Consider the following 22,262-nt stretch of genomic DNA (forward strand, 5'->3'; position numbering starts at 1 on the left):
CTTGATATTGCATCTACTCATAGCCTTATTTCCACTAGAGGGTTAGTCTACACTCGGATCGCCTACAGCATCCAAGCGCCCCTAGTATCATACAGATAGTAATAGCAAACAAAAGATATAAACTAACGTAGAGGTAATAGATATATATGACCACTATGAACAAAAGCGCACAACTCGATCTCACACTACAAGTACTAACGCCACGTTACCGACGCTGGATTCTTCACCTCTTGATTTCGCGAGACATATCAACAGTCGATAAACTTCTCACAGAACTCGCTATTGTTACTGACAACACAGATGATACGCTGACAGAATCAGAGTTGATGGTTCGTCTTCAACAGATTGATCTTCCAAAGCTAGAGAGTGCCGATCTCATTATGTATGACCACGAAGATGGTGAGATCCATTTGCGAGATTTATCTGACGAAGCTCAAGAATTGCTTTCAATGACGAAACAATGGGAGAATCAGGCCGTTCAGGAGAGACTCTCTGAGGAGATGCATTGATATGTTTCTGTCGCTAGAATGGAGATCGCTTAACTGAGGACCAGCAACAACTCGCAGGACTTCCATACGCTTCTATAGAGCAGGCGTATGTTTGTTTTAACCGCAAACCTCATTCAATAGCATTAAAACGATAGAGCCCTGAAGTGTACTTGGCTATGGGGAACGCCCAGAAAGACGGCACACGTTCCACCTAAACGGTGAAGGCTAGTATCTACATTATATTACTCGAGATCGATAGACCCATCCGAAGCAACTGTGACATCGTATCCCTCAATTCTAAAACACACTGTTAGATCAGTCGAACTTGCCGAAATAAGGGTATCGAGCGCCTCAAAATCGATCTCCTGAGCGTATGAGGGGATATCTTCTGGCTCAGTATCTTCTGCAGTAGCGAGCCGTCTCACTAATTGTAGACTCACCGGATTAGACTGACCTCTTTCCTTTCCTTCGTTGTATCCTCTCATAGCCATTGGTTCACTAATAACAGAATTTGCGTAAATATATTTTGTCGACTCAGCTACGTGAAATCATTCCTAACGAGAATATTTAACACTATACTGCCTTTATATGACAATCTTTTATCGTTTCAATAATGTGAATAAGGACCAAGCTGAGTGGGTAGAGGAAAACCACCACAACCTCCGTTGTTCGTCCGTAATCGACTTGACCAACTCATGGCGGAACGGGAGTAGTGGATGTACTACGTCTACAGGATCGACCCGGACCGTCTGACTCTCACTGGGAGGGGTTGGACTGCCATCGAGATATTTGTAGGCAAGTCTACAACCACCTTCTGTACCGACTCAACGAATACGACCGAGACAAGATCGTATCGATGTCCGCGCTTCGGTCGGAACTGCTGGACCTCAAGCAGTGGTTGTGACGATCTCACTGAGGGATACTCCCGAACTACAGGTCGTCGCAGATGGATCTACGACAACCGCAATAGCCTCTCCCTGCTCAATCGGACGGATACGGCGTCGGGTTCGCTCCAGTGGAAAGCGCCACGGGACTACCGATCATTCATCTATAGCCAAAGCGGCTTCAAGCCCGACAAGTGGATATACATCAGTATCTGCAAAGCGCGTCGTTGAAACAGGAAGCCTACCCTCAAGCGCGAGTCATCAGGCGAGCAGTAGGGTAGTTCATTGCTGCAGCTCAGTAGAATATAGGTTCACAGCTAAAATGGGGGTTGATTAAGACTCTACTGCCCCGTGTCAACACCGGTATATTCTATTGTTATGTATCCCCGATCTCGTCGAGCATTTCATCCACGAGCTCGTCATTCGAAATATCGTCATCGATGAACTGCTGGAGCCATCTCACATCGATAAAGAACGCAAACCGGACGTTCTTGTCTTCATCATAGAGCGTGAAGTGAAGTTCCTCGACCTCCGTGAAGAATTCATCAGCATCGGCATCACGGATCGCGTCTTCGAAAGCAGGCCCGAGAGCGCGAAGTTCTTCAACTAATTCGTCTCGATCATTCGTTGTTACCTTCACATCGATGGTAAGCTTCCGATTTTCGCATGTGATACGTTTCACATGAATGGTCTCACTATCGATCTCGAAGTTCTCGCGATCGAACCCCGGGATTTCATCCTGTTCTTTTTCCTTATCGTCTGACTCTGACTCATCCTCTTCGGTAGAATCCTCTTCTTCGTCACCCTCGCTTACCTTGTCTTGCATTTCCAACTCCGTTTCGCTGGGTGAATCTGTATCTTCTTCCCCGCTGGCAGTACAACCAGCCAAGATGGTAGCTATCGCGGCACCGCTTCCGAGGAGTACTTTTCTTCTCTCCATACAGGGACAATATTAGGACACAAGATAAGCTTATTGAAAAAGATAGAAGAATTGAAATTAAGAAATACAAAAATGCCCATACAATACGATGAGAGACCAGTGGCCTCAGACGCCACGAATCTCTACTGGGATTGCTAGTGCTACTAACGGCTATCTACTAGGCATAGTCAAAAATCGGTAACCGAGTCGACCGCCTTTACAGCAGTAACGAGTTGGAACTCAGCTCAGTCTTGATCCATCTCGTCGAGGAACTCTGCCATTTCATCAAGCATCTCATCAATGAACTCGTCGCTCGTGATATCATCATCGACGAACTGGCGCAGCCATCCGATGTCGACGAAGATCGAGATACGCGTGTTCTTGTCCTCGTCCAAGAGCGTGAACTGAAGCTCCTCAACCTCCGCGAAGAATTCATCGGCGTCGGCATCACGAATCGCGTCTTCGAAGGCGGGTCCGAGAGCTTCAAGTTCCTCGACGAGTTCGTCTCGGTCAGTCGTCGACAGCATTAGGCGAACCTCGAGCTTCTGCTTCCGATATGTGAGCTCCTTCACTTCGATAACATCGCTATCGATCTCGAAGTTCTCACGGTCAAACCCGGGGATTTCTTCCTGCTCTTCATCCTCGTCTTCTTCATCCTCTTCGTCCGGTTCCTCTGGCTCCTCTTCATCTTCAGGCTCTTCTGGTTCGTCTCCGTTTTCCCCATTATCGGGATCTAGCTCGGTCTCTTCTTCTTCGCCCTCTTCATCTCCTTCACTAGCACAGCCAGCTAGGATGGTTGCAATTGCGGTACCGCTTCCCAGGAGTACTTTTCTTCGCTCCATACATAACATAATACATGCTTGGTAAATAAATTTATTGGCTGGCAGCCAATATTAAATTAGCAAGAATTAACGAAGATAATAGCCTGGAGCAATGATCTACTACCCTTTTTCTGCTATTTGATCAAATAGGAGTTGATATCTCTAAAACAATCACTTTTCCCAAGAAAGTTGGAGAGATACGTATGCAATTGCATACAATTTCCTATCATAGACTAAGTGTGGGTACTTCACGTACACGGTATTAGTTCTCTCATCTATAAACCACTAGTACCAGACAAGGTGAATGCCAACCTAATCCTGTAGTAGAGCTCTCTGGTGTCCTAGCCGTATCTCTTGCATTCGCTATAGACGGGACCAATGAACCACAGAAGAGACCACTAGTTTTGATGGTTGCAAGTGACCTAACTCCAAATTTATGAGTGATCTGCAGTCGTTTACTGTATTATTGCTGCGTCTCGTCATTAAAAGTCGACATAAAACAACCATCTTGTCACACTACCCTAGTTTTATATCTATATAAATCCATATTAAAAACATGAATTCCAATATAGACTACGAGCACTATCCTGATTTGGCTCCTATAACCGGTGAGAGTGGTTATAGACTCCCCGATCCCGATTACTGGCACGCAATTGCAGGATTATCAGACGGTACGCGAATTGGGCAACTAGGGGCATTTTGGTATATCCTCGACCAAGACAACCGTGCAGTCAGTGACGGATATCACAAACTCTACTGTGACGAAAGTGGTGACTACAAAGGACAGCGGGGGTCTCGAACAGAAGAAGTCGCACTTTACGCAGAACCCCATCGAGCGCCTACTGACGTTCGGAGACTATCTTTACGTTCTAATCACAATCACCAATAATTACAGGTACCACATAAAAAGTCCGCTCAGGTCTTCCTTCCATTACGTGAGAAATCTTTCGAGCGTCTCCATCTCGCCCGCTTCGGCAAGACGGTGACGTGTAGTCACTGTGGGAGGCATCATCTCCAGAAGTATCTCGACTTCCTCACATTAAAACTCAACTCACCCGTGGATTGGTTCGAGAAACTCCTATTTTACACTATGTCGAAATGAGCGCTGTGGAAATTCGGTTTGGTTAGTTCGTAAAAACATTTCGCCAGAGCAGACCTACGCTTCTAGGGCGGTGAGTCGCTGCTCTAACTCCGCGATCCAGTCGTCCCTTTTGGCGAGCTTCTTGGACAGCCCTTGAATCGCAGCAAGTGCGACCCCTTCGGCATCGACAGTCGAAATTGATTCATCGTCGTCGCCAAGATCGAACGTTTTGGCGAACTCCTCAGCCATCGGTTCGATATGCTTTCCGGTGCCGTTGTGTTTGAACTTCCACGTGGTGATTTCCAAGTTCTCAACGCCGTCAAGCACCGTTTCGGGATCGACCGATTCGACGTTCGTCTTCGCTGATCTAGCGCTCGTCGAGTTGAATGCTGGCGCGAAAACCGGCATCTGTGATCTGACCTCGTTCTCGCGTTCCGACCTAGGCGGGGTATCGCTGGAGTCAGCAAACACGACTGCCCCCTCGTGCATTGCGTATGCTCTCCGACCAACTGCGAACGAATGATCACGGAATGCGTAATTGAAGAAACCTCCAGGTACCACCGCAAAATCGCCCCTAGCGTGATTTCTCTGCCCGCCACCAACAGTCGCATGTGAACCCTCTGCCGAGTTCCGCGTCTACTAATCCCGCCTCCTCCTCCGATCGTCGATCGGAAGCCGAGAGCTCTGTTACCGACGCCACTGCTGACCGTCGTATTGGTGCTGCTGGCTTCGTTGGCTGCGCCGCCGCTAATCGTCGCCGCCTCACCATCGGCGATGTTGCGCCATCCTCCGGCGACTGTATCGTACCTCCCTCGGGCCTCGTTGTCTCGACCACCACCGACCGTCGCGTGGTTGCCGCTGGCCCGAAGGCCGATTCCGAGAGCATCGGCCATTTCCGCCTCCATATCGGACGCCTGTTCGGATAGCGTGATGTCCAGCGTCTCCGTTGTATCGTCACTGATAGTGACGGATTGCTCATCGGTTTCGAACCTGATCTGCTCGCATCGCATGTCGTATGTACCAGATCCGATCAAGACTGAGTACGTACCGCTCTCCTCGGTCGTGGTTATCGCTTCGAGTTCCTCCGTTTCGGTATCAGTAACGGTTATCACTGCCGCTTCGACGCTATCGTTTTCGTCAGTCGAGACGGTCCATCTGAGATTGTTGAATCCCCTTACAAAAGTGGATACATTAATGGATTTCTGAATATTGTATCATTTCGTGCTCTTCCCAATCAGTCATAACATTACACAGCATCAAAGCAACCTTGCTCCAGAATTGAGCCCCACAGTGCCACCCTCTGAGTATCAGGATATCAGCAATTTCGCCGATCCATCATGTTACGATTATTATATGAGTAAGAGGTCGAAATAACGTTGGCAATTTCCGGGTTATGCGACCATCTCTCCACGAATGATCTCAGGGCGCGATAGAGGATCTATTCTCACCTATGAAGCTCGGTAGAGGGAGGTCTCAGCGGTGGTACTCAAGATTCAGTACGAGATGTGGGTCATCTATCCGAATTGATAGCCGGGACCCCCATCCTGCATCTTGGGTGTCGTAGATGATGACCCGATCTCGACAATTCTGGGAGACTATTGAACTCGCTGGCCCTGGTGCTTCGAGCGGCGTTTTGACATTACTTGTATCCACTATCCTCTCTTTAATTTGTTTCGTATTAAGATTTATCTAGCGCCATAGTACAAGAATAATGATATATCCTGGAACAAAGCCCTATCCATCTTGACAGAGAATACATTCTCTCATAAGAATACCCCTCCTATGGCGAATTGGTTCATTACATTGGTGACAATATTCTGGAATCTTCGTCTCAAGAATGGCTTGAGCCTTTTCTTTGATTCTATGTCTCATCTAATAAACAAACTCGTTTGCACTCTATTAATAATTTCTCCTATAGTTAATACATTGATATTAGAGAAGTAGATATTCAATCTGGCTCCTGCGTCTTTACTTACGAACGACCTCCTGTGCATTCTGTCGACTGTTGCTCTATGGCTTCTCACGCCTAGGTCTCACTATAGTCTTCTTCTAATCTCGAACCACTCTGAATCCCTCGTATTCGGCAGATTAATTTATTTCGATAATAGCCACTCATTATAATACTCCACTAACCAGAGACTTCTTCTAAACCGGTTACTTCACAGTAACCACCCACTTTCATCCATCTTAGCTAACATATATTTATAGATACTACCTTTGTGGATATAGAAGATGGTTGAACAATCTACCATTGATGAGGCGGAGCCGAGCAACAACTGGACTCGACGAACATTTGTTGCAGCCCTTGGCGCAACGGGTTTTGCAGCCGTTGCTGGTAATGCACAAGCGAATGATAACGATGCTATCGCTGAGATCGAAGAGGCTGATAACGGGAATGTGGACCTCCGGGCGTTCGACGAGGTGCTTGGTCGACTCGAGGACGCTGCCGACGCACTTGAGTTCCCAGCCCGCCGTATCGGAGCGTCACCGCGGGGCGAACAACACGGTGCAGCTCAATGGGGTATTCACTTCGAGACCGAACGAGCGGTTCACCTTGGCGAGACAACTGTCGACGCTGGCGAATCGGGCACGTTCACCGCAGTTGTCGGTGAGTACGATGGCGATGAGGGCTTTAGTACGGTCCATGAGCGTGACGTCAGCGTCGATTCGGGAATCAATACGATCGATCTCGATATGGCACTTGAACCCGGTGAGTACCTTCTAACGCGTGAGGGGGACTTCCCGTTGCGCCGCGGTGGGTGGGCGGGCTGGGAAAGCCAAAGCCGCGACGGGCTCGAGCTCAGAGGCGGTTCGAAACCTGGCGATTACAGTGACAATCGCTTCTGGTACTACTACTTCGACCTGCACATCGCAGCACATGAAGGAGCTCACCTATAGACCATGACACAATACTTTACTAACGAACGGATCCTCGAATGTCTCGAGGATCGCGTTCTCGCTGGCGGCAACGGCTATCGATCAGATGTTCGGCTTGAAGACGCTGACGTAATCGTCGAGAACCGCTCGGCATTTCTTGATGCAGTTGACTCTTCAGCCGATGTCATCGGTATCCCTGGTAACATTCAAATCAATCTCTCGGGTCAAGATTTCACCCTTTCCGGCCAGACGATCGTCTCCGATCGGGGCGTCGACGGCTCAGCCGGTGCTCTCTTGTACACAACGGATCGGGGCGAAAGTTCCCCTGCTTGGGATGGTGGTTCGAACGGTCGCGGTGTTCTCACTATGCAGAATGGATCGCGCCTCTCAGGTGTTCGCTATCGTGGTCCCTTCCATGATTACTACGATGACCCACGTTACCCCGGATATATTCCGCTGGATGACGGCGACAGCTATGCGGAACGCCAGGAGATGCGCCGAGAACGCTATGCACGTGGCATCCACATTTTGGGTGACGGTGTTGAAATCGACAACTGTGAGATCTATGGGTGGCCTATGCAAGCTATTGCGATCGGCTCCTCCTCGATCGTCGTGTCCCCCCACCTTCATCACCTCTACGGTCATGACTGTATGATGGTCGGCGCGGGGTACGTCATCGACGTGTTCAACGGCCATCCGACCATCGAAATGAGCTATTTCAACGCGACGCGCCACGCAATCAATGGATTCGGCCATACCGAATGTGGCTATACCCTCGAGGACTCCGTCATCGGTCCGTCAACACTTTCACATGCTGTTGATATGCACGCACTGGCCGAGAACGATTTTGGTGATGACCTTACCGCGGGCAATCGTGTTGAAGTGCGTCGATGCACGTTTACCTTCACGCACGGGATTACAGATACTGCCACACAAGCGATTGCGTTCCGTGGGTATCCTGAAGACGAGTATATTACTGAAAACTGCCGATTCGTTCACGAAATCGATGGTCAGGAACCGCCTGAGAACGTCTCAAACGATGGTGGCTATGCGCCGTATCGACAAGTGAATGTTCCGCACGGAGAATGGCACGATTGGTTGTTCCAAAATAATCAGTATGGCATCAGCGAACCTCATGAACCTGGAGTCGGCGCTCCAGTCAACCTCGATGATCCGATGGCTGGACAGCCACTGATCGATGAGGAACGCCGCCGCGGCCTACGAATTGCCCTCAGATCGCTCGAATGAACTGTCAGCCCTGCTCACGCTGAGAACGGGGCTTCTAGTTTCACGATGCGCCTTGCGGATACCAAGAGATTATCCATAGAAAGCGTAGTTTTTCAGATGTAAGATTGGAACAAGCCATTTCTTCGCTGGTCACGGAAAAAGCTGTAAGCGGTGTCGGTCGCAGTCTGCCTTAATTTGTATAGTGGCATCGATGTTTTGACCTTATAGTGGTTTCTTAGCTGAAACGCCGGTACTCGTATACTCCCTTGCATCCCTGATTGATTGGCGGCAAATGACGTATTCCTTCGCGTTCGCACTGTGTTCCAACATCCGAGTTATTCTCTCTAGGTAGCTTGAGCACGATTTTGGGTGTTCGATGAGCGATGCAGTGGTTCTCCTCACTCAGCATGGTTCTTCTGTCCTCTCTTTACACGATATATTTGGGCCACAAGATCTATTATAATAGAATAAAATTAATACATGATGAAAAGAAACATAATAGTGGTCCTTCTCGTTTGTGTAATGGTTGTTTCTGCTGGTTGCACTGGTTTGGGGGCCAATGAGTCTGAAGAGGAATTTAATATGGATCCGGATGAATCCGACGATCCCACAGAGATAGAAGACGGATCCCAGGACGAGGCTGACGAAGCCAATAACTCGGATAACAATAGCGGTACTGAAGACGTTAGTAACGAGACTGAAGGTAGCAGCACCTCTAATGAGGCAGCCACTACTTCCTCAGAAGGTAGTGCAGACGCAGATTCTAAGACTGTAGATACTACACGAACTAATGAGGAGGAGAACTCTGTTGAGAAGAACCGAAATACCGGAGATAACGGTAGTAATGGGGGACTCTATATGGCAGAGGAGGTATATATTTTGACCGTCTACGTTGATGAGAGCACCGATATCGATGAGACCACTATTACACTCCAGCAGGACGGTGATAACACAACAACTACTCAGGAAATATCTGAGAATGGCTTAGTTGAGTTTGATGTAGTCGATGGCGACTACACCATCAGTAGTACTGATCAGAATAGTAATTCTAGTGACGTAGATATCACAATCGACGGCAGCGATCGCGAAGTGACACTTGAGTAACTCACCCCTCGAGGGTACGACTATTTCTTGAAGATATCTATTGATGGCATCTAAATAGGCTAAGGGCCTACCGATTATCCCTCATTCAGATTAGCAATTTCTACCTATCATACATAACTATCGGTCAATTACTGATTCGTCGGAACGAACTGAAAAGAATTTTACAATAATGGCTCATACTTTGTATTCGTTATAAATACGAGTTAGACCCAGTGTGACTATCTCCATACTCTATAGAATGGCCTCTAACATATAGACTACAGAGAGATCACTCAATTCCACTCCACTTGATCTTCGATCGTTTCTAAAAATGGCTCAACATCTTCAATACCCTTGACATTCACAATAGCTTCTTTGGCGAGCTCAACGTATTTCAATATCATCATGGGTGTCCCAGCCGGTTCATTCTCCTTTCCATCGTATTTAACATAGTCGAGATGTGCAACACCATTATGATCGATATTATAGATAAATTCGACAAATCGATTATCATCTCTGTGCTCCATAATATAACGTGCGGTACGTACCTCTCCACAGAGGTTATACTCTACTTCGACCTTTTTTTCCTCATACTCTCTCTCCATATGATCTGTACTATATAACTTCTTAACTATATACCTTTGTAATTTGATATTGGCTCTCATCTCATATCTCTCTTCACCTTAGATCCTGCCCCCACAGAACGATGACAGTGCTATAGCTCTTCCCTCCTTGTCCGTGTGTTTGACATGCAGCTTAGAGCGAGCTACTTGGACTCGAGACAACTGGATTCCTCAAGTGAACTATCTTGCCCTGAGCTCGATCCACTCGCATTTGAGGTTGGAAAGGAACGACTGTTTGGAGTAGGCGGACGTATCGTCTATTCGATTGAGCCACTGGAGAAAGTAGTCGTAGACCTGCCGGCAGGTATCGGCGGTCCACACTAATCGTTCGTGGAGTTCGTCAGACGTTTAAGTCGGTATCTGTAGTTGTAGGCATGGTCTACTCGCCGCTTTCGTCGGATGGGTCGGTGACACGAACGACCTTAACGGTAACACTTCGCCACCGCTTCGGAACGATGACGTGAGCACTGTTGCCAGTAGGATTGACCTCGGATTCGTGGACCTTGTGTCCTTCGATCTCGTACCAATCCACTACGATGTTTACACTGCGTAGAAACATAACGCTACCAATAGCGTGGGTTAGGTTTTCGGACCGGCAGCATCGCACGACGATGGCGCTGTATCCCCTCCCTACGACCTCGCTTCGCTCGACCGTTGAGGAAGGAGCCTCAGCGCCTTGAATTTAGATAAAGAAAACCAATCGTGACTAAGCGAACTTCGAGGATTCAGATCGGAAGGTTGACTGGTGCGCCGATCTCTGATTCTGGGGGCTCCTCGGGGCCGTAGTGATTGCCAGAGACGTACCAGCCGTGCCAGCCACTACCAACATTGACCTGTCGATAGGGAACCGGTTCATTGCTCGAGTTTGCGACGTTTTCGATACTATTGTCACCGTCGGCATCGTGGAAGAACCAACTATCCTCCGTGAGGTATATGTCTTCTGGGTACCCACGAAACGCGATCGCCTGAGCGTTCTGTCCGTCGATATTATGAGTGAATGTGAACGTACAGCGACGAACCTCGACGCGATCGCCTGCAGTGAGGTCGCCCTCGTAGCCATTCTCGGCTAGGCTATGCATATCGACGGCATGACTGTAGGTCAATGGTCCGAATAAACAATCCTCAAGGGTATAGCCACACTCGGTGTGTCCAAACCCACTGACTGAATGACATGTCGCGTTGAAATAGCTCATTTCGATGGTCGGATGGCCGTTGAACACGTCGATGACGTACCCCGCGCCGACCATCATACAGTCATGACCGTAGAGGTGATGAAGGTGGGGGGACACGACGATCGAGGAAGTGCCGATCGCAATAGCTTGCATAGGCCACCCATAGATCTCACAGTTGTCGACCTCAACGTCACTACTCAGAATCGACATTCCACGTGCGTAGCGCTCTTGGCGCATCTCCTGGCGTTCCGCATAGCTGTCGCCGTCATCCAGCGGAATATATCCAGGATACTCTTCGTTGTCGTAGTGGTCGTGATACGGTCCTCGATATCGGATCCCACTGATACGAGAATCGCCATCTACTGTAATAACTCCACGACCAGTTGAACCGCCGTCCCAGGCAGGTGAGTCCTCGCCGTGATCCGTTGTGTACAATAGGGCCCCACTCGAACCATCTACACCTCGATCGGAGACGATTGTCTGATCGGTGAGCTCATAGTCTTCTCCTGAAAGGTCGATCTCCGTATCACCGTCAATGCCGATTACGTCAGCATCACTGTCGAGCGCATCAAGCAGTGAGTCTTGGTCTTCAACAATGGTGTCGGCATCATTGAGACCGATATCGGACTCATAGCCGTTGCCACCAGCGATCTCGCGCCCGTGCAGGCAGTCAAGCATCTGTTCATTAGTGAAATAATCAGTTTCACTGTCGTCATTGTCACTACTCGCCTGAACATTCATCGACACGCCGGCGATGCCGGTTACACCGAGCGTGCTCATGAACGTACGCCGTGTCCAATCGTTACGTCGAGCCGCCTTGTTGGTGGATTGCTCGTCCATCACCTGTGTCATGCACAGATATCAATGTAGTTATATGTAGTCTAATAAATTTGTAATATAGCTTAGGTACGGACTAGAAGGTTTTAGAACATCTCATATTGATTTTACGAGATAGCTACTTGAGTTTGCACTCGTCGCCTTTTGCTGTCTGTATACGCTTTTCTAATTCGCTTCGGAAGGTCTCTCTTCATCGGGGGGTCGAATTCGAACCCATTATCTTATTTTTGAGACTATCGAATTCTGAAAAATCGATACACCTCTTATCTCAAGAGACCAATCTTCGACATCTACGTGACTACATGTATTTACTAATTTTGAAACGACGAGATCAAGAATTGACTCGGCCGGATCGTTCACGGCTTCGGGCCATGTTGTATTTTCCATATATAGATAGAAAATTTTATATCACATGAAGATCGAATATAATTGATGGCAAAGAAATCCAACCGCCGAAAATTCTTAGCAGCTATTGGTGGAAGTTCGCTCACTCTTGCAGCGGGCTGTACCGGTCAGTTACCAGACACTGCTGGAGACGAGGACGAAGACGAGAATAATGAGGACAACGGTCTCAATGGGAACAGTGATAGTGAAAATGCGACGCCACCTGCAATCAATCACGGCGAGGTCGTCAGTAACTTTGATGACGATCTTGATGATTGGTTTGAGCTTGATGGTGAACTTACGGGTGATGACGAGGTTCTGCTTACCGGATCTCAGTCAGCACGCATCGAGAACACAGGCGGATTCGCTGGAATCGCTCGCTCATTTCCTGACGGCTTAGACATGGAGAGCCATCATCTTTCGATGGCGGTCCGAGTTGATACTCCTCGTCCAGCACGAATCACGGTTCGAATCCACGCTCCAGGGCAAGCTGATCAGGTTTGGGGAACACGTACTGTGCTCAGCAACTATGCCGGTTGGCTCCGAATGGACGTTGGCTACACCGGCGGCCGCGGTGAGCCGCTCTTCGACAATGTCCAAGAGATTGAGATCGTCCTTGATGATCCGAATGCATCAACCGATGACGCAGAAGAGGTGGAAGAGGACGATGCTGCAGGAGAATTGGATGAAGAAGATGATGATTCACTAGCTCTGACGTTCACTCCCTTGCAGACAGATGACGACGGAGAGGGTGAAGACGAGGGCAATGCAGATATCCAGTTCTGGGTTGATGATCTCAGGATCACTCCCGCCGCTGACCAAGGGTATGTGATGCTTACATTTGACGATGCAGTTGAATCTCAGTATGAGAACGTCTTTTCGCTTCTGGAGGAGCGGGATATCCCGGCAGTCGCTGCGGTCGTCCCTGACTCATTGAATCGAGAAAACCGGCTCACAATCGACCATCTTCGTGAAATGCGGGATGCTGGTTGGGATATCTCTTCCCATCCTGAAGGAGAGGCATTCAGAGAGTTGGAGGACCCAGACGCGATCCGACAAGATATCGAATCCGCTCATGCATATCTCGACAACCGAGGTTTCCCAGGCGGGGCACGATCAATGTTTGTCCCGTATCATAATACAAACGAAGAAGTCGTTGAGATCACCCGTGAGTACCATGAACTGAGTTCGTATTTTGGAGGATCCACAAATGCAGTCCCTTTCACTGATCCGATGCATCTTTCGCGTGTAAACATGTTTGACCTGGATGCCTTTACGTCAATGATCGATTCTGCTGCCGAGTATAACCAACTTGCAATTGGACTTGCACATGGAGTCGTCCCTGAGGACGAACTTGAGGATGATCCACTTGCGGATATGAGTACTGAACAGCTTGAAGAACTCCTCGACTATATTGAGGAAAGTGATGTGCAAGTGGTCACTGCCTCTGATCTCCTCGATAACTCAGAAAATTTGTAAAGGACAAGAAGAAACACTGATCAACTGTAGCTGTTATCACTTCACTTATTCGTCACCACTCACTCTAAACTGATCGCAGAGGAGTGTACACGAATATTGATGGATTATAACACTTAACACAAAGTATTTGCTATTGTCGTTAGTTGTAAATCATAGTGTATCAAACAGAAAAATATGAAAAATCAGATATAGAAGAAGAGATAAACCATATTGACGAACGTCTCTTTTACCTGTATGACATGATGTATGAGAAAGGGGATGAGAAACTGGCTATGCAGGTACAGCAGTTGTCACAAGACCTCTCTGATATTCATACGCAAGTACAAACAGAGAATGAAAATAAAAATACGGAATCAATACAAACAGTGAAAAAGAACCCATCCAACTGATTATTCTCTATAAATAAATCCGCTTCTAAAATATTTACTAGGCTGGCTGGATTTCTTCTTTCGAAATATTCTCATGATCCCTGTAGTCGGACGTTTCGTGGTAGTATACAGCCACCTGAACTACCCCGCTCTGTTCGGCCTGATGGACTCGCTGAAAACGGGGTCATTCGAGAGACCTTCAATCTCTCGTAATCGCGAAAGGCGCAGAGCGTCTTTCGAACGACTTCTTGTTCCTAGGACGCCGCTTTGCAGGAACCGAATCAGTTCCCGTAGGAGCGCAATCTCCACAGGCATTGGATCAGAGTAACCACCTCTGTTTGATTGAGCCCGTGAGCAAGGATGTTTCAGGCCGCGTTTATGTCTCTGTCCACCTCGAACCCAGATGAGGGACACAAGTGCTCGCGGACTCACAAGGGGTTGTCGGTTGAAACGCCGCACGAGAACCAATCTTCGTCGTTCCTCACGGGTCGACAGCGACAAAGTCGTTCCTTCCCGCTCGCACTTGTATTCGAGTATCCGCAGGAATGTTCTCTATGACGCCGACGCCCGGGTGCGGCTGTTCGTCAGAAGTTCCATTAGTCCCTGCGCGCTGAGGTCTTTGACCGCCACGAGGTCGTATTCCCGAGGGTAGTATCTCGAGAGTTTGTACAGGTTAGAAAGAAAGAGTAGAGGCTGACCGCTCGTGTTATTGAGCTTGGACCCGGTTTGACTGTATCTGATCAAGCGATATTCTTGCCGGGCTTTCCAGCGAAGTTCGCTGACGAGGTAGCCGTTGTCCTTCCGCCGCTTGAGCGTTGAGAGTTCTCGTACAGTCGTTGTAGGACCTTCTACAGCACTCTATGTAGAGCATATTTAAAAATATCTTCTATGTATCATTAATTAGATGAACGAATTAACTGGGTTCCAACGCGACATGCTGTTAGTCATTGCAGGTCTTGATGAGCCGAATGGCCTAGAAGTAAACGATCACCTTCAAAACTACTATGAGACTGAAATTCTTCACGGAAGACTCTATCCAAATCTTGACGAGCTCGTTGACAGAGGGCTAGTAAACAAGGGTCAGCACGATCTTCGAACTAACAAATACGAACTGTCCAACCACGGTAAGAAAGAAGTAGAACTCAACCTCAAATGGCGATTATCATGCATACCCAACGAAATCATAGACAGAGCTAATAGTCTTGACCCTGATTCTCAGAATAGTTGATAAGATGAGAGAGGAGTTAAAAAGTAGCTAAAACTATAGCAACTCTACTACGTTTGTGGTGAGCCTACTTGTGTTCTATACAATATAATTATTTTTAAAGAATTACTAGGGAGTTCTATCAGTTAGATACTCATTCGCGCCCCAGTATGTAGTGATCAAGTCTTTTTGCCAACCGATGTATCGGTGGTGATCGAAGTGGTGCTGCTGCTCTCTAATCCCATAAAATCGATCATTCCGTTACGGACCTCCTCACTGATATCTTGATAGCTGTACTCATTGCTCTCGCTAATGATCTCATGGTACAGGGCTGCATCATCTTTACTGCTGATGATTTCGAATGGTTCGTCGGCCCACCGTCCGAGACCAGAGTACTCATTGCATGGTTGAAAATCTTCCGAGCAGGTGCCGAGAGCGCCGCTGTCATAGACGAGGTAGGCTACGACTCCTGAAATATCTGAACGGCACACCTTCCGTACCTCTGAACACACACCCAACTTCTCCAGCTGGATGTATTCACACAGTTCTCTATTAACAAGCAGATGTTTTTGTTGCGGGTTATGGGATGTGTGCATCGTTCATCTACCTTCCTGTATATTGCCCTAACTATTAATTTTTATTCATATTTAAATTTGATCATGACCTCCTCTACAAGCTGCAGATGTGGTTTTCGCTGTTCTACTACATTGTCCATTTCAAACACTACTTGATTGACATACTGATTTTTACTTTATGTTTAATTTATTGTAATATATTATAACAAGGTTAAAACATACGCTTATTGTACGTAGTAACATGGCAAAAGATAACACATCTCGAAACCATCCACAGGGATGTTGCCAAGAGTGTGGGGCTCCACTTCGGTTCAAGCCGTGCTTGAACTGTATGGAACGTACAAATCTCAACAAAAGTGGTTAACTTGGCGCAGGACTTTTTCCACCCCTAATAAACTACTGCACTGATCAACTCTATGGTGGCAGTATTACCCTCTCTGAAGGCTACCCTCTCTTAACCGTTCCTAAGCGACAGTAGTGCTAGTGTTCACTTGCTTGTTGCACGTCTTAGAACATTGAGCTATACCCTGATTTAGTAGCGGTCGTACCGTCCTGCTCTTCCTATTTGGGCGATTTGTTGAGAGGCAAAGAGCGCCATATCGTTGCTCTCCTAAGTAACGCTGTGCCGGTCAATCGACTAACCAGGGAGGCAACGGTGGATGTGGTATCGGAAGGGATCCGTAGTTCGCATCGTTGTTTCCATAGATAGCGGTGGTGTCCGTGCTACTAGCCGAATTCCTCTCTACACTAACTTAACTATGTATCAAGGATTTCCTCGCTCTCTGTTACATCGATATCGCTTCAACCGACTTAGTGTTCATTATCGTGTTTCCATTATCGATGGCTACTGGATGACCGTCTCTGTGAGTAGAGGCTGATCGTTGTCTGTCTGAGGTAGCTTCACCAACGTAAGATAATAAATCATTAATAAATAGAAAGGATTAAATAGAGAAAAGATGTGATAGAAAATGGCGGCTCAATTCCGCTGGTCGCCACCTGAGTAGGGATCATGTTTCGTTCCTCTCCTATCCGGAGAGGTTTTCTGGACTAACTAATCGACGATCAAGAGGTAGACTGTGGCGCGTCAATAGGTGTCTCTACGAAACGTGTGCAATCAGCCGAAACTATAATCGTTCCAATTGACACTCACAATCCTTAATAGAATGACACTTCTATCGCTTATATACAATCTCATGAAACTAATTGTTCAGTGTATCGAGTGTGACCGGCTCTTCACAGCTACTCGTCGTGAGAACAATACTCTTTATGTAATCGATTCGATGGGGTGTCCTCAGTGTGCGGGGACGGATGTCACAGTCATCACAGAATAGATATTTGAGACTTGATATCTGCGTTCTACTTCCTGTGTGATCTATCCATTAGTGTCATTTATCTGTTATTATAATTTCTTATACCAAAAGTTATATTATCGTCAGACAACTATATGAATATAGATATGTCCTCTGTAGAGTATGACGAATGCAGTGAGTGTCGAACCTGGTCGAAATCAACTAAAAGTGTAGAGCCGACAGGTAATGGGGTACCCATGTGGGTATTTTTATGCGACAACCCAAAATGTGGAAACAAGTGGGCTTCTCTGATCGAAAATTCCTAAAACATTGCGTTGTCCCTCCTATGCATAGCATCGGGAAGATGAGTGAAAAGACAACCAAACACACCTTATCAATTTTCTTAAATGTATGAGAACACGGACTGATTTCATTGAGCTACTCTCTTGTTTTCGAACACTTATATTTGAACACCCGTGAGCAGCAGAATTAATACAATAGAGAAATAACAGGTATTAATGATACAGACGAAGAATATAAAGAGAACATTTCTGCTAATCACTGTCGGGGTGCTTGTGATCACAAGTATTATTTTCGTCTCGAGCGTTATTGCCGAATCAGAAGTGTCTGAAGAAGAATTTATCCAACCAGCTCCAGAACGTGGTGACCCCTACTTTGAGGCAACCGCTCCTGACGGAAGCTGGATCAGCTATGATAACCCACGGGACGAATACCGGAGCCCTTATCTTGGCGAAGGATCGGCAAAAATTTGCATTGCGCTTCATAATGAGAACGGTGAACCAATCGTCGGTGAAAGCATTCCGAACACAACAGTTGCGGTGCCGACTGGAAACTCGCTCAGCTGGCACTCCAGTACAGACCCGATAACGGTCCAACTTCCGCTAACGGACCACTACGACCACCCTCTTGATTCCGATCAGTTTGGAACGAGCGACTTACCGCAAGGTGATGGATATCTAGATTCTCATTGCTACGAGTTCCACGGACTCCCTAATGACGACACTATCACATATGCCGAGGCAGAAATTGACGGCGAACACGCTGACGAGATCGACGTAGTTGGCTACCATCAGCAGACACACGCTGCTTGGGATTCAGACGTTGATCCGATAGCTGATGCCGAATCATATGAAGACGTAGGCGGCGGTTGGACGTTCCAACCAGAGGCCTCCCATGGACAGGTTACCGTCGTCCTTCAGCTTGACACACCAGAAGACGATGACACCAGTTCTACCGGAGTCGACGAAACGAACCACGACATCGAGGATGAGTCCGATGAAGTCAATGAAAATGAGGGAGTGACTCAAGGAGAATCGATCGGTATTGAGGAAGATCACAATAGCGATCCAAGCGATAGCGCTGCCATGGAGCACGACACAGATACAGAACCGAGCACCAATCAGGACGATGAAATGCCAGGCTTTGGTGTTATAGGTGCTCTCGTAGCGTTGGCAATAATTGTTCTTGCGAGAACACAGCGCTGACGTCTCTACACGATTTACCATGATTGGTGGCGATATCTAGCCCGGAGAGGTGAGAAATTCTCGTTCCACCCGTGAATTCGGAGCAATACACAGGTATAATTCTACCAGAACAAGTTTTATTGGATTAAAAATGCACCAAACCAAATGTATTGTCTTGATAATTCAATCTTTCGAGCTAGTGTGCGAGTTGACACGCTTTGCGTAGCGTTAGTACTTCGATTCCGCGTTCATCGATCCATTCAAGAGTCTCATAGATTCTTTTTCTGTGACATTTTCTTTGAAGGTGTGAGCTCCGATAACGCCCAATGTACCCTGATATGTGATTATATTGAGGTCTTCTTTGACGTGATCGGAGGTAGTGAATTCGATGAAATAATCACGCTGCGTATGGAAGGGATCGAACTCCTCCGGATCGTTAACCCGTGAGCCATGCTCAGCGTTCACGATGCCATCGTAGTATTCCGCAGCGAATTCTCGTGAGTAGTCGTCAAAATTATCGTACGGCGCGAGAAAAGAGTCAATCTCGAAGCCGAGGCGCTTGAGTTCCTGTTTCGACTCGCCCAGTGCCTCATGCATTGCCTCTTTTCCGAAGCGAGTAACTGTTTCACCCTTGGCGAAAGACTGTCCTAGTGGTTCATCCAGTTCGATATATTGTCCTCTCTCATTTTCGTCATAGCCTAGTATAGTACGTGTAACAGTTTTCTCACTGTCGGCGATCTCCAGGTTTTTTGAGGTCCAGTAGCCATGTTGATCTCTTCTGGGTATACTTGCAGGTCTGCTGATTCGGCATCTCTAATGAGTTCGTATGTTCCTACGACAGTATGCTCAGTTGTATGTGAGGCGATCTCCCAGCCAGCATCTTCGAGTTCCTCGAGATGCTCGACGTCCATCCAATCGGTCCCATTGTACTCTTGACATCCGATCCATTCAGTAACGATTCCAGTGGTTGCAGGAGCATTGAAAGCTTGATGAGCTGGGAGTGCTTGCGTATAATCTTCTATCAGTCCATCATCATAAGCGAAAATAACTGCACCATCCTCAGGTATTCCATCTAGTTCTCTTTTTGATGTATCCACAGTCTCCGCTGCATCTGAGTCTATTTCATCGTCAGAAGAGCCATTATCATCTGTTGCTTCATTATTAAGCCTGTCAGCACAGCCAGCGAGGCATGCAGTGCCAGTCGCTCCGAGACTAAGATACTGTCTTCTGGTTGTCAACCATCGACCCATACCGTAATGTCTGAATTCTATTAGATAGTTAACAGTCTAGTAAGAGAACTCAATATTAATATCTGATACGGCCTCTTTCGCCCCAATTATACCATCTCAAAAGCCGAAACGATATCAGTATCTCGTTCTCTAGTAGCAAAACAAGGCGCACACTCCTACCTAAGTGCATGCTAACAGCACGATCGCGGAGATTACGTTGAATTACCCTACGGTGAGAATCAAAAAGCGGCAGCAAGAACACCAACACATTTCTCCCACCCAGAGATTGTATTGCTTACTTCCGGACCCAGATAACGGTTCATTCCACCAGTAAAAATGGCCCGAGCTGAGCTGTCCGGTTGTTACAAATACCCCTATCCGACTGATTGTAATCAACAACTCCACTGTCAGCAAGTGCGGGCATATGATTCTGATAAAGAGCAACATACACTCTTTACCGCTTATCAGAATATTTATGTTGTTTGTGACGGTTCCGCCCGTCTACACGCTACTCGAACGTACCTCGATCAACCTCCGGATTAGATTTGTAGTAGCAGTGTCCCGCACCAAAATATCGTCTTCATGAATAGTCCATAAGGCGTTGGGAACAGTGAATCTCTATCAGCAGGAACGGATTCTGGAGTAAGGATATGAACTATCCAGGGATTTCAATTGATTAGTGGTTTTCGCTCGCGTATCAGTAGACGGTACGAAGAGAGCTATAAACGAGAACGCTCGAAGGACCCCGGGAGTCGTCGGTCAGGTTTGTGGGATTGTCTACCAGTCCATTCATCCCGGATCAGCGGAGGGTATCCCTCTTTCGGGCCTCTTCTGTTCCGTGATAGATGATTTCATCAGTGTATAGGGCTACGTGACGATCAATGGGCAGTCGTCGGGCCGCTGGCTACCTGCTTCGGGTTCGGGAGTCGCTTCGCGCGGCGTTCGTGGAGGACCACCCACCGCATCTCCTTGCAGCGAGCTTCGCGATTGGAGTTTTCGTCACCACGCTTCCGTCCTTCGGCGCTGGGCTCCTTCTGCTCACATGGATCGGGTATCGGTTCGCGTGGGCCAATGTTCCCACGATGTTCGCCGCGGTCGCGGTGCTGAACCCACTTGTGAAAGGCGGCGTTTACGTGGTGAGCTTCGTCATCGGCGCACGGCTGCTCGGGCCGGTCCCGGGGATCACTCGTGGTGACATCGGGATGGACGCCGGTTTCGACGTGCTCGTTCGCCTCCTTGTCGGGAACGTGCTGCTTGCGGTCGTCCTCGCGATGGTCGGGTACGCGGTTGCTTACCGAGCCGGCCAGGCAGCTCGTCGGTACGGGCACTGAGCGCTCACTTGGTTCGCCCCATTGTAGACTTACCGAACTCCAGGTGATGTGCTAAATCGAGGACGTGACCTTGTCTTACTTGATGCGATTTTCCCTTGTTATCACCGATCGAGAGATACCCCGATCCTGATAGCTGTCTGACGAGCGTTCATAACGATTGGGTATACAGACCACGGTGCCGATGAGCCCTGGATGGATCCCGGATCGGCCTCCGAGGAGGCGTGAACAGCCGAAATGGCCCGTGATCTTGTTGATCGCGGGGCTCACGTTAACTATCGCCGGGCTCGTCCTCACCGTCGGGCCGCTCGCGCTTGATTTCGGGAATACTGACTCGCCGTCTATCGACGAGTCAGCGGACGATTCAGCTGATACCGATGTCGATGCCGGCGACGACGTCGGTGGGACCGGTGATGCTAGTGTGAACGGCGACGAGGCGACCGGGGCCGACGACACCGAGGAACCCGAGACGACCGGCATATCGGCCACGATCGGCACCCTGTTCTCGGGGGGCGATGAATCCGCAGACGCGGACGATGAGGAGCAAGAGAAGTGTGTTGTTGACTAGACTGTAGCGTCAGCTCCGGTGTCCGTGGGCGAGACGAACCGACCGATGTCCAGTGGAACGGTGGTCGGGATACACTCAAGGGGGGAGTTCGTCACTGGCGTCGCTCATTACAGCGACGGCCACCTCATCCCACGATACGTACCTTGTTCTTCGATCGCACTATCCCGTACTGCCTCCGATATTTCGGAGATAGATCCCGGCGAACACCATCCCGACGAGCGGTGGCACGATCGTTCCGACGAGGATCGGCGGTGAGATCTCGAGTCCCTCTTGGAGATCGACCACCGTGATTGCGGTCACTGTCGGCGCCACGAGTGCAGCAAACACCAACAACACGCCGGT

21 protein-coding genes and 2 pseudogenes are annotated in these 22,262 nt (G+C 48.2%); 11 read left to right on the plus strand and 12 right to left on the minus strand.

Annotated features, from left to right (window positions below):
- The first annotated feature begins 146 nt into the window (after positions 1 to 146).
- The gene (locus WOA58_RS11545; protein WP_340604360.1) at positions 147 to 509 is read left to right on the plus strand and encodes a DUF7344 domain-containing protein; all 363 of its coding nucleotides are present in this window, start codon (positions 147 to 149) and stop codon (positions 507 to 509) included.
- Positions 510 to 730: 221 nt separating this feature from the next.
- On the opposite strand, the gene WOA58_RS11550 is transcribed toward WOA58_RS11545, so the two are convergent.
- The 3 genes from WOA58_RS11550 to WOA58_RS11560 all read right to left on the minus strand — a co-directional run bounded on the left by WOA58_RS11550 (position 731) and on the right by WOA58_RS11560 (position 3,133).
- Complete coding sequence (locus tag WOA58_RS11550) at positions 731 to 979, minus strand: HalOD1 output domain-containing protein (RefSeq protein ID WP_340604361.1); 249 nt, start codon at positions 977 to 979, stop codon at positions 731 to 733.
- Positions 980 to 1,748: 769 nt separating this feature from the next.
- Entirely contained in the window at positions 1,749 to 2,312 is a 564-nt protein-coding gene (locus tag WOA58_RS11555; RefSeq protein ID WP_340604362.1) for a hypothetical protein, read from the minus strand.
- Positions 2,313 to 2,536: 224 nt separating this feature from the next.
- Positions 2,537 to 3,133 carry a hypothetical protein gene (locus tag WOA58_RS11560; RefSeq protein ID WP_340604363.1) on the minus strand — a complete coding sequence of 199 codons (597 nt, stop codon included), beginning with the start codon at positions 3,131 to 3,133 and terminating at the stop codon, positions 2,537 to 2,539.
- 883 nt (positions 3,134 to 4,016) lie between these two features.
- On the opposite strand from WOA58_RS11560, the pseudogene WOA58_RS19080 reads away from it, so the two are divergent.
- A pseudogene (locus WOA58_RS19080) lies at positions 4,017 to 4,112 on the plus strand (IS1595 family transposase); the annotation flags it as partial.
- Between the two features lie 156 nt (positions 4,113 to 4,268).
- On the opposite strand, the gene WOA58_RS11570 reads toward WOA58_RS19080, so the two are convergent.
- On the minus strand, positions 4,269 to 4,682 hold the full coding sequence (locus WOA58_RS11570) for a tail fiber domain-containing protein (RefSeq protein ID WP_340604364.1): 414 nt from the start codon (positions 4,680 to 4,682) through the stop codon (positions 4,269 to 4,271).
- 443 nt (positions 4,683 to 5,125) lie between these two features.
- Positions 5,126 to 5,401: pseudogene (locus WOA58_RS19085) on the minus strand (carboxypeptidase regulatory-like domain-containing protein); the annotation flags it as partial.
- Between the two features lie 1,024 nt (positions 5,402 to 6,425).
- Here WOA58_RS19085 and WOA58_RS11575 point away from each other — a divergent pair.
- The 3 genes from WOA58_RS11575 (at position 6,426) to WOA58_RS11585 (ending at position 9,401) form a co-directional block, all read left to right on the plus strand.
- Complete coding sequence (locus WOA58_RS11575; protein WP_340604365.1) at positions 6,426 to 7,091, plus strand: hypothetical protein; 666 nt, start codon at positions 6,426 to 6,428, stop codon at positions 7,089 to 7,091.
- A gap of 3 nt (positions 7,092 to 7,094) precedes the next feature.
- Positions 7,095 to 8,318 (plus strand): hypothetical protein, encoded by a 1,224-nt coding sequence (locus WOA58_RS11580; RefSeq protein ID WP_340604366.1) that lies wholly within the window; start codon positions 7,095 to 7,097, stop codon positions 8,316 to 8,318.
- 462 nt (positions 8,319 to 8,780) lie between these two features.
- Positions 8,781 to 9,401 carry a hypothetical protein gene (locus WOA58_RS11585; protein ID WP_340604367.1) on the plus strand — a complete coding sequence of 207 codons (621 nt, stop codon included), beginning with the start codon at positions 8,781 to 8,783 and terminating at the stop codon, positions 9,399 to 9,401.
- 272 nt (positions 9,402 to 9,673) lie between these two features.
- Here the strand turns inward: WOA58_RS11585 and WOA58_RS11590 are convergent, their stop codons facing one another.
- The 3 genes from WOA58_RS11590 to WOA58_RS11600 form a co-directional block, all read right to left on the minus strand.
- Complete coding sequence (locus tag WOA58_RS11590; protein ID WP_340604368.1) at positions 9,674 to 9,985, minus strand: hypothetical protein; 312 nt, start codon at positions 9,983 to 9,985, stop codon at positions 9,674 to 9,676.
- 397 nt (positions 9,986 to 10,382) lie between these two features.
- The gene (locus WOA58_RS11595; RefSeq protein WP_340604369.1) at positions 10,383 to 10,562 is read right to left on the minus strand and encodes a DUF2080 family transposase-associated protein; all 180 of its coding nucleotides are present in this window, start codon (positions 10,560 to 10,562) and stop codon (positions 10,383 to 10,385) included.
- A 166-nt stretch (positions 10,563 to 10,728) separates the two neighbouring features.
- Entirely contained in the window at positions 10,729 to 12,015 is a 1,287-nt protein-coding gene (locus tag WOA58_RS11600) for a hypothetical protein (RefSeq protein WP_340604370.1), read from the minus strand.
- 429 nt (positions 12,016 to 12,444) lie between these two features.
- On the opposite strand from WOA58_RS11600, the gene WOA58_RS11605 reads away from it, so the two are divergent.
- The 3 genes from WOA58_RS11605 to WOA58_RS11615 all read left to right on the plus strand — a co-directional run bounded on the left by WOA58_RS11605 (position 12,445) and on the right by WOA58_RS11615 (position 15,471).
- Positions 12,445 to 13,875, plus strand: a complete 1,431-nt coding sequence (locus WOA58_RS11605) for a polysaccharide deacetylase family protein (protein WP_340604371.1) — start codon at positions 12,445 to 12,447, stop codon at positions 13,873 to 13,875.
- Between the two features lie 155 nt (positions 13,876 to 14,030).
- Entirely contained in the window at positions 14,031 to 14,264 is a 234-nt protein-coding gene (locus WOA58_RS11610) for a hypothetical protein (RefSeq protein WP_340604372.1), read from the plus strand.
- A gap of 883 nt (positions 14,265 to 15,147) precedes the next feature.
- The gene (locus WOA58_RS11615; RefSeq protein WP_340604373.1) at positions 15,148 to 15,471 is read left to right on the plus strand and encodes a helix-turn-helix transcriptional regulator; all 324 of its coding nucleotides are present in this window, start codon (positions 15,148 to 15,150) and stop codon (positions 15,469 to 15,471) included.
- Positions 15,472 to 15,626: 155 nt separating this feature from the next.
- Here WOA58_RS11615 and WOA58_RS11620 read toward each other — a convergent pair whose 3' ends face one another.
- Positions 15,627 to 16,043: a hypothetical protein gene (locus WOA58_RS11620; protein WP_340604374.1), complete on the minus strand. Its 417-nt coding sequence runs from the start codon at positions 16,041 to 16,043 to the stop codon at positions 15,627 to 15,629.
- A 1,786-nt stretch (positions 16,044 to 17,829) separates the two neighbouring features.
- Between WOA58_RS11620 and WOA58_RS11625 the strand changes: the two genes are divergently transcribed.
- Positions 17,830 to 18,816, plus strand: coding sequence for a hypothetical protein (locus WOA58_RS11625; protein ID WP_340604375.1), 987 nt, complete (start codon positions 17,830 to 17,832; stop codon positions 18,814 to 18,816).
- Between the two features lie 207 nt (positions 18,817 to 19,023).
- Here WOA58_RS11625 and WOA58_RS11630 read toward each other — a convergent pair whose 3' ends face one another.
- The 3 genes from WOA58_RS11630 to WOA58_RS19200 all read right to left on the minus strand — a co-directional run bounded on the left by WOA58_RS11630 (position 19,024) and on the right by WOA58_RS19200 (position 20,475).
- Positions 19,024 to 19,392: a polysaccharide deacetylase family protein gene (locus tag WOA58_RS11630; RefSeq protein ID WP_340604376.1), complete on the minus strand. Its 369-nt coding sequence runs from the start codon at positions 19,390 to 19,392 to the stop codon at positions 19,024 to 19,026.
- A 101-nt stretch (positions 19,393 to 19,493) separates the two neighbouring features.
- Positions 19,494 to 20,045, minus strand: coding sequence for a polysaccharide deacetylase family protein (locus WOA58_RS11635; RefSeq protein ID WP_340604377.1), 552 nt, complete (start codon positions 20,043 to 20,045; stop codon positions 19,494 to 19,496).
- 298 nt (positions 20,046 to 20,343) lie between these two features.
- The gene (locus WOA58_RS19200; RefSeq protein ID WP_461782291.1) at positions 20,344 to 20,475 is read right to left on the minus strand and encodes a DUF7344 domain-containing protein; all 132 of its coding nucleotides are present in this window, start codon (positions 20,473 to 20,475) and stop codon (positions 20,344 to 20,346) included.
- 430 nt (positions 20,476 to 20,905) lie between these two features.
- On the opposite strand from WOA58_RS19200, the gene WOA58_RS11640 reads away from it, so the two are divergent.
- Together WOA58_RS11640 and WOA58_RS11645 are read left to right on the plus strand one after the other, a co-directional pair.
- A complete protein-coding gene (locus tag WOA58_RS11640; RefSeq protein WP_340604379.1) occupies positions 20,906 to 21,355 on the plus strand; it encodes a DUF2062 domain-containing protein in 450 nt (149 codons plus the stop codon).
- Between the two features lie 181 nt (positions 21,356 to 21,536).
- Complete coding sequence (locus WOA58_RS11645) at positions 21,537 to 21,920, plus strand: hypothetical protein (RefSeq protein WP_340604380.1); 384 nt, start codon at positions 21,537 to 21,539, stop codon at positions 21,918 to 21,920.
- Positions 21,921 to 22,262: the final 342 nt, after the last annotated feature.

Origin of the sequence: Halalkalicoccus tibetensis, assembly GCF_037996645.1 — an archaeon.
In the GTDB taxonomy this organism is placed as follows: Archaea; Halobacteriota; Halobacteria; order Halobacteriales; family Halalkalicoccaceae; genus Halalkalicoccus; species Halalkalicoccus tibetensis.